The organism is Streptomyces yerevanensis (assembly GCF_000716805.1).
In the GTDB taxonomy this organism is placed as follows: Bacteria; Actinomycetota; Actinomycetes; order Streptomycetales; family Streptomycetaceae; genus Streptomyces; species Streptomyces flaveus.
Genome location: NZ_JNWJ01000053.1, coordinates 1 through 10,366 on the forward strand (window position 1 = coordinate 1; position 10,366 = coordinate 10,366).

The 10,366-nt window shown below is 65.8% G+C and carries 6 protein-coding genes; 3 read left to right on the forward strand and 3 right to left on the reverse strand.

Translation table 11 applies throughout. From position 1 onward, the window contains the following. The coding region (locus OP79_RS37760) for an ADP-ribosylglycohydrolase family protein (RefSeq protein ID WP_245685594.1) at positions 1-2,125 on the forward strand (2,125 nt) is incomplete at its 5' end. Between the two features lie 74 nt (positions 2,126-2,199). Here OP79_RS37760 and OP79_RS37765 read toward each other — a convergent pair. From OP79_RS37765 to OP79_RS37775, 3 genes are all read right to left on the reverse strand, one after another. Beyond that, positions 2,200-2,685: a transposase family protein gene (locus tag OP79_RS37765; RefSeq protein WP_078492259.1), complete on the reverse strand. Its 486-nt coding sequence runs from the start codon at positions 2,683-2,685 to the stop codon at positions 2,200-2,202. Positions 2,686-3,112: 427 nt separating this feature from the next. After that, on the reverse strand, positions 3,113-3,568 hold the full coding sequence (locus tag OP79_RS37770) for a hypothetical protein (RefSeq protein WP_245685595.1): 456 nt from the start codon (positions 3,566-3,568) through the stop codon (positions 3,113-3,115). Further along, complete coding sequence (locus OP79_RS37775; protein WP_157857430.1) at positions 3,561-4,562, reverse strand: hypothetical protein; 1,002 nt, start codon at positions 4,560-4,562, stop codon at positions 3,561-3,563. Before OP79_RS37775 ends, OP79_RS37770 begins: the two co-directional genes overlap by 8 nt. A 437-nt stretch (positions 4,563-4,999) precedes the next feature. Between OP79_RS37775 and OP79_RS37780 the strand changes: the two genes are divergently transcribed. Then, complete coding sequence (locus tag OP79_RS37780) at positions 5,000-8,803, forward strand: AAA family ATPase (protein WP_033326957.1); 3,804 nt, start codon at positions 5,000-5,002, stop codon at positions 8,801-8,803. A gap of 307 nt (positions 8,804-9,110) precedes the next feature. Then, on the forward strand, positions 9,111-10,328 hold the full coding sequence (locus OP79_RS37785; RefSeq protein ID WP_033326959.1) for a hypothetical protein: 1,218 nt from the start codon (positions 9,111-9,113) through the stop codon (positions 10,326-10,328). The last annotated feature ends 38 nt before the right edge of the window (positions 10,329-10,366 follow it).

Consider the following 10,366-nt stretch of genomic DNA (forward strand, 5'->3'; position numbering starts at 1 on the left):
CGCGGCGATCGCGGGCGCCCTGCTCGGCGCGCGCTGGGGCTGCTCCGGCATCCCGCTGGCGTGGCAGCAGGTCGTGCATGGCTGGCCCGGCCTCACCGGCGCCGACCTGGTCCGGCTGGCGGTGCGCACAGCCCGGGGTGGGAGCGACGACGCCCAGGGATGGCCCTCCGCGCCCCGCATGTCCGTCGGCGGCCACCGCAGTTTCGCCATACCCCACCCGCACGACCCCGGGGTGGTGCTGGGCAACCTGGCGCTGGCCCAGGACGCCGAGCCGGTCCCCGTCGAGGCCGTGGTGTCGCTGTGCCGCATGGGTACGGGCCCGGTCCTGAACGGCACCGACGTCGAGCACGTCCGCGTGTGGCTGGTGGACAGTCAGGGGGCGAACGCCAACCTCCACTACGTTCTGGACCAGGCCGCCCGTCAGGTGCTGCGGTTGCGTCAGGAGGGCAAGCGGGTCCTGCTCCACTGCCTTGCCGGACAGAGCCGCACCCCGGCCGTCGCCGCCCTCTACAGCCACCTGGCCACGGGCACCGACTCCAAGACTGCGCTGAACGACCTGCGCCGGGTGCTGACCGGCGGCTGGCAGCTCCACGCCCACCCAGAGATGCACGACGCGGTACACGAGCTGACCGCCGGCACCGACCCTGACGGACAGTCGGCCGGCGCGTGCGCGGGAGCGGCTGATCCGGTCACGGCCGTGCCGCCACCGGCCCACGGCACCTCCCTTCAAAGCCTGCACCGGGAGACGGACAGGGCTGCCGATCACGAAGAGACGAGCGACAGGGCAAAGGGCGACGACGACGCCCTGCCGGCCAGGTCCGCCACCGAGAACTCCCAGATGGGGGGCATCGAGTGGATCGTCCATCCCGACGATGTCACCCCCGAGCAGAGACAGGCCGTCCTGGACGATCAGCAGGCACGCCGGAAGAGGTTCCTGAGGGAGCGAGGGCTCGACCAGCCGGAGCTGGACGATGCCACTGCCGATCAGCTGCTGGAGGAACCGGACCTGGGCCGTGACGCGCAACAGGTGCTGCACAGGGAATTCCTCAGCCAGAAGGGGGCGGCCTCCCGAGTGCGCGGGATGCTGCTCGGTCTGGCACTGGGAGACACGCTCGGCGCCGCCCGGGGCAAGCTGCCGGCTGACGGCCCACTGCGGGCCGGAGTCAGCACCCAGCTGGCTTGCTTCACCGCCGAGGGCACCATCCGCGCATTGGTGCGCGGTGCCCACAAGGGCATCTGCCACCCCCCGTCGGTGGTGTGGCACGCCTACTGCCGGTGGGCCGCCCTGCAGGGGATAGAAGTCGAGCGGATGCGACGGCGCTGGGCCCACAGCGACGATGTGTGGCCGGACGGCTGGCTCGCCCGGGTGCCCGTACTGACTGAACGGCGAGGTTCAGCACCGGCAACGGTGGCGGCCCTGTCCAAGATCGAGCAGGGCACCGTGGAGAGGCCGACGACGACTAGCCGCGGCTGCCACGCGCTCACCCGCACCCTTCCCATCGCTGTAGTCGGCGCCGCATTCGGCTCGGAGCAATTCGTTCTGTCGGCCCGAGAGTTCGCTGCCCTCACGCACGGCGACCTAGCCGCGCAATCCGCGGCAGCCCATGCGGCTGTGCTGGTCAGCCACTGCCTGACCAGCACTCCCGAGATGCAGGATTCCCTGCTTTTCGGCGCGAAGGCGCAGGTGCAGCAAGCCTTGATGAACGGCATCCATGCCCTTTGCGATAACGACCGTGGCCTGACCGCCGACGAGCGCAAGCAGCTCATCACGACATTTCTGCAGGCCGACGACCAGCCCGCGGACCCGGGACGGCTTGCGAAGCTCGCACCGGACGCCACCGCGCCCTCGGCACTGCTCGGCGGCCTGTATGTCGCCGCCTCCTTCCCCGAGCCGGCTCAGGTGCACGCCGCCCTGCGCTTCGCCGCCGGAGCGCCGGACGGCGACTCGGTCGCCTGCGTGGCCGGCGCACTGCTCGGAGCGGCACACGGCGTCGAGGCGCTACCCGTCGATCTGATCAGCCGCCACGAACTGGCCTGGGTTCTCGACACCCTGGCCCGCGACCTCGTCGCCCAGTTCACCGCTCGCTTTCCTTCCTCAAGGGCTGCGAAGGCGATGTCGGACTGAATAACCTCGCACTCCTGCGACTGTGCGACCTTCACTCCCAGAGGCCCGGAGTGTTCCGCGAATATCCGATTTGATCACGGGATGCCGTGGAGGGTGACGAAGACCTGGTTCCCGTCGGGTCGCCTGGCGCCGCGCAGGCACTTGCCGTCCACGGCGATCGCGGTGCGACGCGGCTTGGGCGGCGGGCCGCCGAAAGTGGTGGCGCGGTGCGCGCGGCGCTGTTCGCGCTCGGGCGCGCCGTCCGGGGTGAGCCGGGTCGGCCCGGGGCATGTCAGGGCGACTAGGCGTGCGTAGCCCGCGGCGGTAAGCGCGACGGGGTCGACCTTCGTGCAGACCTCGCGCGGGGTGCCTTCGTCGGGGACTCGGTGGTGTCCGGTGAGCGGGTTGAAGGGACAGCCGAGCCGCTCCAGTTCCTGCGGGCTGCATCGACGAACCCACTCCGCCACTGCGGTAGGGGAGTTGTGACCTGCCGAGGTCAGCACGCACACTCCGATCGCGAGCAGAGTGGCCAGTCGGTAGCACACCCCGCGCGGATCCCTGGGATCGGGCACCTGGGTCAGGTGGTCGAGCGGGCCCCCGGCAGGATCAGGCCGCCCGGTGCGCTGGCGGGGCGGTGGGCGTCAGGCAGGGGGCGACGACGCTGGGTGCCGGGGAGATGAGCGGTGATGGAGCGACGAGCACGGCAACCTTTCGGTTCTTGTAGTGTAAAGAACTCCATGATCCACAGGTGCCGTGCTCGCTTCACGCTGGGGCGCACCCACCGCTTCCGACCAGGTCAAACGCGACCTTTCCGGACTACTCCAGGGCCCTGCCCAGCGAACCAGTTCCCAGCCAGGCTAGGCGGCGGGGCCGGCATTGCATCTGGCTTGCAGGTAGGCATGCCCAGCGGGGCTGGCGGCATGGCCCGTTCCGTTACCAGCAACCTCGGCCGTGTGGTGCATCCGCTTATGCCGATGAGCGGGCGTTTCGGGGTGTGGGCACATCGCGCTAGAACTCGAACACGGTGTCGGGGTCGTCCATGGCGCGCCTCAGTTCGCCGAGGTTGCCGATCATGGCGAGAGGCGATGTGCGTGCCACTTCGACGATTCCCCCCACGACGGTCTGCATTGCTGCGACGTCGCCAGATTCAAGTGCTCGGTCAAGGCCGTCAAATAGTCGCTTGTGCGTCTCGCGCCGCTCTTCGAAGACGCGGTCGAGGTAGTCCCGCAGAATCTTCTCGGACGCCTTGATTCGCGCGACCTCGGTATCCCGGTACGTCCTGAGCTTTTCGCGCTTCGTGCTCTCCGTTTCGTGGATCTGGATCGATTCGCGCACAGCGCTGACGAGTTGGTTGAGTGCGTTGAGCGCGTCTGCCGCGCTGAGTCTTCCTGTCGCCCCGACTACTAGCTCGGTTGCCTTTACAGGCAGGGGGGTGCCCTTGGGCAAGCCCTTCTGATCAGGCATCCGTCGTCTCCTTGCGCGTGTCGCGGTAGGTGAAGATGAGTTGCTCGGTGTTCGTGTCGAGGTTGCCGTCTTCGTCAGCGACGGGTGCTGTGGCTACATCCCGCACCGACTTGACCAGGACCAGAGCCGCTTGGAGACGCTTGCCGTGAGCGTCGATGCCGAAGGGTTCGGATTCGAGCAGGTCAAGGGCGTTCGTTGCCTGTGAAACCAGCCGAATGAGGATGTCGTCCAGTTCATGCGCTCGCTTCCTCACTCCACGGAGGAGTTGGTCGCGAACGTCGAGTTGCGCGATGGCATCGTCGACTGCTGTCCGGAGGTTGTCAGCCTCGGCTCGTGCCTTGGTTCCTCGATTCTTCATCGTTAGGCCTGCAATGAGGACGCCGGGGCCGACGGCTGCGACCTTGAGGACCGTCGCTCCGAGCGTCATCCCACCACCGCCAGAAGCGCGGCTTCCGCCGCCGAAAAATGCACGCGTTGCACGCTCTGCCGCTGCTCCGCGGAGGTTCGCGATCGGCCTCCCGGTGCTGGCCTTTGCCAGTTGGGCTACGGCCTTACGGAGGACCACCGGAGTGGCGCCGGCGACTACGGCTGAGCCGACGATGCCTCGGACCCAACCCGCGACATCCGGATCGAGCTTCGTCATCCCTACGACGCGGGTGGTGTTTGAGTCGTCGACTCCGTCGAGGATGAGGTGCTCATGCGCTCGAACCTGCTTGGCATGGCGCTCGAGGAAGTCTCGCATCCGGAAGATGACGTCGCGCTGTGCTCGTTCCTGCGCTCGACCGAGCGACTGCAGCGCCGCGTTCGCTCGGTCGACCTTCGCGAGGTGAGTGGTGTGGCGATTCTCGTAGCGTGTCGTGTGATGTCGGATCTGCGTTTCAGCACGCTTCTTCTGCACGCCACCGACGGCGCCCGCCACCACGCCGCCGCCTCCCGTGATACCGCTGCCGATGATGATGACGAGCGGGACGAGCGGCAAGACCATCGTCGGCACCTCCATAGGGGACTGCAAGGCGATGCGCAAGTCCCGCGTTCGTCTCGCACGCGAATGGTATCGTCACGGCCACTCGAATGGCCGATGGGTTGAGCGCTTCGCTCATGTGCAATACCCTGCTGGCGGCTTACAGCTTCTGCACAGCGGTAGCGCCACCACGGTGAACGCCTGAGGCTGAGCCCTCACGTCAAGCCGCCAACGGCCGGAGGCACGAGTCGGCTGATGCTCCGCCGAACCCGGCGAGTTTGTCCGGCTCTACGAGAGCGGGTCTGTCGCTGACTTGCGCGGGCAAACGGCTCGGATTGGCCGCTCGGCCTGTACAGCTTCGCCTCCAAAAACGCGTTGGCCGGTTTCGCGACCGCGCACGGGCGAACGCACTGAACAACCAAAAAGTCGGACAGCCGGACTGTGTCGGTACCAGGTGATAGACCTCCTGTATGGCCGGAATTCAACACGTGTCGATGAGGGTTCCGTGGCGGGACCGCCCCTGGGATCAATTCATCTGCGACGACCCGTTGGGGAACTCGTCATGTACGTTGCTCGCCGCGATCGGCAAGGATCGGGACGACTCGTTCGAGGTCGCCCACGCCGGTGCCGGGATCGACACCCTCGATCAGAACCGGCTGCCATGCCTCAGCGAGCGCGCGACGTTCATGTCCCCGCTCGGCTACACGGTCGTCAAGCAGCATCCGTACCGACAACACCGTGCACTACAGGGAAAGATCCACGACACCCACGTCACACTCCCCGGATACGCCTTCGAGGCGGTTCCTTTCCGCTGGATGAACCGCGAAGTCTTCGCGCAGGAGATCGGCCATGAGCGAGTCCCCTTGTTCAGCCAGGCCGCGGAGGACGCCGCTGACGCAGCGCTGAACTCCAACCCGCTGTGGGTGATGGACGGAGGCAACCAACGTGCCATCATGGATGCCTTTTTCGAGCCGGTCGCCCCGGGTGACTCGTTGGTCTTCGCCTATCTGAAGCACTCACCGTTTCAGGAGCAGCGCACCGACCGGCTGCTGGTGGGCGCCGCACGGGTCACCCGCGTCACTCCGCCGCCGATGTGGAGCCAATCGGGGAACCCGCCTTTCAGTTCCGCCATGTGGGAGACGGTTGTCGAGCACTCGCTCCGCGCCGATATGACCGATGGGGTCTTGCTGCCTTACCAGCAGCTCGTCTCCCTGATGGACAAGGGCATTGACGTCGACAAGGCGCTCGCGTGGGCCCCTGAGGGCCGCGTCGTCGAGTTCTCGTACGTCACCGAGCACCTGTCCGACGATGCCGCCATTGAGGCGCTCACCTCGCTGCAGTCGGCCGCCGATGGCATGCGGGAACTGGGTGTGGACCTGCCTGACACTGGCCGCGAGTGGCTTCAGGCACAGATCGAGCGACTCTGGCAGCTGCGTGGCCCCGTCCCCGGTCTGCCGGGTTTCCTCAAGGTGATCGGCGTCCAGCAGCCGTACGTGGCGGCGCGAGCGGTGATGGCAGAGGCGGGGGACGACACCGACCCGTGGGACCTCCTCCAGACGGTCTTTGCCGACCCCTCCGGCGCACCGAGTGCGATAAAAGTGCACATCGGCAATCTCCAGGCCAGGATCTGGAAGAAGGTGCCGCCAGAGCGTCAGGCTGTGCTGCGCCTGCTCTCTGGCTTCGACATCTCCCCGGCCCAGGTGCGGACGCTGCTCGAAGGCGCAACGGAGGTCGAGATGACGGCCGAGGACCTGCTCCAAAACCCGTACTTCGCTTCGACGTGCACCTACGGCATCGCGGAGCATGTGCCGTTCACGACCGTTGACCGCGCCCTCTTCCCCCCGGCCCACGTCACCTGGAAGCCTCCGGTTCCCGATGACGTCAAGCTGGAGGGCCACCTCGATCGACGTCGGATCGAAGCATTGCTGACCGACGTGCTCGAACGACAAGGCCGGCAGGGCGACACAGTCGTACCGGAAGGCGAGACTATCGCGCTGGCAAACGACGCCGCACTCGCTCAACCGCCCGCTCTGACCAAGACCATCCTGACCGGCCTCGATCTGGACCATGACGGCATCAACGAGTGGAGTGAGTGGTCACCCCTGACAAGCGTGTCGCTCGCAGACGGCACTCCCGCGTACAAGCTCACACGGTTCGACGAGACCTCTTCCGTCATCCGGGACTGGATCAGGACTCAAGAGAACAGGGCCAGCCTCGGGCCGGTCACGGACGCCAGAAGGGTGTTGGACAGCGCGCTCGACCGGAACCAGAACGTCACGGGAGAGCTCGACGAATTGGAGGAGCGCGCTCGCACCGAGAAGGCCGCCGGCCTCTCGGCCCTTCATGACGCCTCGCTCTCGGTGCTGATCGGGCCAGCGGGAACCGGCAAGACCACGCTGCTGCGCGCCTTGGTCGAGTACCCCGGGGTCGCCGCGGGCAATGTGCTGCTTCTCGCTCCCACCGGCAAGGCGAAGGTCCAGCTGGAAACCAAGGTGAAGCTGCCCGCCAAGACTCTGGCGTCGCACCTGAGCGCCACTCACAGGTACGACGGAGAGACCGGCCGGTACCTCGTATGGGGAGACCAGCAACCACGACACAACTACGCGTTGGTCGTCATTGACGAAGCATCGATGCTCACCGAGGAGATGCTCGCAGCCACCCTCGACTCCTTCACCGGGGTCAAACGACTCATCCTCGTCGGCGACCCACGACAACTCCCACCGATCGGCGCAGGCCGCCCCTTCGTAGACCTCGTCAACAAGCTGCGACCCGACAGTTTCAGTAACTGGGTGCGCGTTGCACCCGGCTACGTCGAACTCCAGGTGCCTCGGCGCCAACTCGCGGACGGGAGCCACGGCACCCGACACGACCTTGAACTGGCGGCCTGGTTCGGCGACAACACACGAGGCGCAGGCGACGAAGCCATCTGGGCAGAGCTAGCCGCCAACCCTGACTTGCCCACCGTGCGATACGTGCCCTGGGGCAACAGAACTGCCGTCGAGGCACTGACCGATGAGCTCAAGCACAACTTGGTGCTCGATGGTGACCCGGACCCAGCGCGAGCCTTCGCGCTCACCTACGGCGGCGCCATCAACGGCGCGTACCTCAACTGGCAGGTCGGCGCAGGTGAACATGCAGAGGACTGGCAGATTCTCTCCCCGAGCCGCTCCCGGGCGTTCGGCACAGTCGAACTCAACCGCCACATCAAGCGCACGTACCGGTCAAGCGACACCATGTGGGCACAACGAGACACCCGTCGGGGCAACATCCCGAAGCCGATCGGACCCGAGCTGATCGTTCGCGGCGACAAGGTCATGCAGACCACCAACAAGCGTCTGAACGCATGGCCCAAGCAGAACGCAATGAACTACGTGGCAAACGGCGAGATCGGCGTGGCGATCGGATTCGTCACGCCGGCGACGAAGACACCCAAGTCCCAGCTGCGCCTCAACGTTGAGTTCTCCTCCCAATCCGGGTTTCAGTACTCGTACTGGCCGACGGACTCCGATGACGCCCTACTGGAACTCGCATGGGCAGTCACGGTCCACAAGTCGCAGGGATCGGAGTTCGGCACGACCTTCCTCATCCTCCCCGCCCGGGCGAACGTCTCCCGGGAACTCATGTACACCGCCCTCACCAGGCAGAAGGACAAGGTCGTCATCCTCCACGAGGGCACGCTTTCCGATCTACGCGACCTTGCACAGCCTTGGCGCTCGGAGACGGCCCGGCGACTGACTGACCTGTTCGACGCGCCGCACCCGGTAGCGCTCGAGATCCAGGGCACGGCCCGCCGCTTCGACCGGAAGCTCATGCATGTGTCAGCGAGCGGCATCCCGATGGCGTCGAAGAACGAGGTCATCATCGCTGGCCTCCTCGACCAACTCGCACCAGGTCAATGGCAATACGAGGAGCCTTACACCGGTGCCGACGGACGCGTCGTCCTGCCCGATTTCACGATCTCGGCCAGCGATGGCCGCACGGTCTACTGGGAGCACGCAGGGATGCTCGACCTACCCGACTATGCCCGGAAGTGGGAGCTCAAGAAGGCTTGGTACGCAGACAACGGCATCCTTCCGCACAACCAAGGCGGCGGACAGAACGGCTCGCTCATATGGACGGACGACCTCAACGGTGCCGACGCGCAGGCCTGGTTGACCTTCGCGTCTGAGGTTCTGGGAGTAACGCCGGCCACACCACCTGATCCAGCGGGCGTCCAGTCGGGGCCAACACGGCGAGTCGCCAAGAAGACAGCACAACGGCGTCCCAATTCCTAGTGACCAGGAGTTCTCCCCATATCGGGTAACGCGCGGCGACGCTCAGACCGAGGGTGCCGCTGACGGCTCGACCGGCAGGACATCCCCTTCAGATTCAAGATCGGCCCCGGTCGCACCCGTGGGTATCGGACGGCTTCACGCCAGTGATAGAGGGGTGCCGTAGAGAACTTGCGAAGATGGATGCCCGCGTTGGGCGGCTAGGGCCTCATCCTCTCCAGAGACTCCGGGCGATCATGCCGAATTCCGCGCTAGCGTGATCACCGGGCATGGGGCTTGCTCTGACCACAGACGTAGGGGGTTCGGACTGATGACGTTCATGCAGATTCCGTGGGGCGACATGTCGTCTGCGATGGGGGCCTTCTTCGCCTACCAACGCGTCGAGTCAGCGCTCCGCGAAAGGCATCCCGACTTGAACGACCGACTCCGCATGCAGGAGTCGGTCGGAGGGAATCGTGCCACGGCCCTCACCGTCACCGTGGACGACGGCACGAAGACTCTGCTCTGGATGACGAGGTTCGGTCGCCCCTACGACTACCACCTGTTCTGGCACATATACGGTCCCGCCGACGGAGACACTCCTCGCATCTGGGATCCACAGACGGGCGAGGACGTCCTGGCTGACGCTTTCCATGAGCGCATCACCGCTTGGAGAGATAGACGCGAAGAGGTGAGCCCTTGGAAGTGGGACGAACCGGAGATGTGCCAGATCGTCCGCCTAGCGGACGCGTTGGCCGGGCAGGGCATCCCCGTCGCCCAGGTCGTGGCGAACAACAGGCTGCGGGCTACCTTAGCGCCGAAGGGATGGGAGGCCCGTAGTTTTCGGCAGCACGAGGGCGACTTCCTCGTGGTCCGGAGTGGCCCTCGGACGGTACGTGTCTCCTGCAAAGCCACCCTTGGATGGATGGTTGACATCCATGACCTCGAGCACGGCGTCCAGTGGCGCCTTGATCTCAACAACCTCATTCACGGGCAGGCGAGCCTCACACCCGGGACGCCGCTACCCGACATCGGCACGACCCGCTTGGCAGACGTGATCGAGGAACTCCTGGACCACCCGTTTGTCTTCGCTCCCGGCCCTGAGGCGGTTACCAAGATCGAGACGCATGGGGACAACGAGTCGGAAAGACTCACGCTCTTCAGTGAAGAGGTAGTCCCACCCAGCCCCCACGTCCTGGTCACGGAAGTCGTGACCCAGCTCCGGTCCATGGGGTTTACAGACATGGAGCTCTCGTCCTCTGACGGCTCACCATTCAGCTCGGACGGAGTCCACGTCGTATGGTGGGAGCGGTCCAAGGACCTGGGAACCTCCGACGTCAAGCAGCTCTATGCCGACGCAGCGGTTGAAGGAAAACGGCTGGTCGTCGTCATCAACGGTGGAATCACGCGGCCCGCGACGGACTTCGCCAACAGGGCCGAGGCCTTCATCTTCCATCTGTACCGAGACAGCGGTCGAATAAGGCCAGCCAACAAACTCGCTCAGGAGGCTGCCTTCACCACCGAATACCTCTTCGTCCCTCACGAGTGAGGCGGAGCCCGCGTTCAGTCTCCGCATCAAGAGAAACG